Source organism: Arthrobacter sp. JCM 19049, assembly GCF_001310435.1.
Genome location: NZ_BAXF01000871.1, coordinates 1 through 635 on the forward strand (window position 1 = coordinate 1; position 635 = coordinate 635).

General features: G+C 70.7%; 1 protein-coding gene. It reads left to right on the plus strand.

Annotated elements, in window-relative coordinates; genetic code table 11:
- Nucleotides 1-145: 145 nt before the first annotated feature.
- On the plus strand, nt 146-635 hold a 490-nt coding region (locus JCM19049_RS16835), incomplete at its 3' end, for an ABC transporter substrate-binding protein (RefSeq protein WP_279403488.1).

Genomic DNA, 635 nt, shown 5'->3' on the forward strand with positions numbered 1-635 from the left:
TCGCCGAATCCCGGGGACTGCTGGGGCAGGCGCTGCAGCCACAGGGCACCGAACTGGTGCCCCAGGTCTTCAGCGCAGGACCGGCCGCCATCGAGCACTGAACTCCGGGGCGCTGGATGCCGCCTACCTGGGGCCCAGCCCGGCCCTGAACAGCTACCTGTCCAGCGGCGGAAAGTCGCTGCGCATCATTGCCGGGGCCACCGAATCCGGAGCCAGCCTGGTGGTGGACCCCACGATCACCACGGTGCCCGAACTGGCCGGAAGGCAGCTGGCCACCCCGCAATACGGCGGCACCCAGGACGTGGCGCTGCGCCACTTCCTGGCCGAGCACCAGCTGTCCGACGCCGTGAGCATCACCCCCACCTCCAACGGCACGGTCGCCCAGCTGTTCGCCCGCGGCGCCATCGACGGGGCCTGGCTGCCCGAACCCTACGCCTCACTGCTGGTCGAACGGTACGGGGCCCGCCGGTTGGTGGATGAAGCCAGCCTGTGGCCGCAGGGACGCTTCCCCACTACGGTGCTGGTGGCCCGGACCGAATTCATTGACGCCCACCCGCAGACCGTGGCCCGGCTGGCCGAGGCGAACACCGAGGCGATCGCCTGGCTGAACCAGGCCACCACGGACCAGCAGGTCC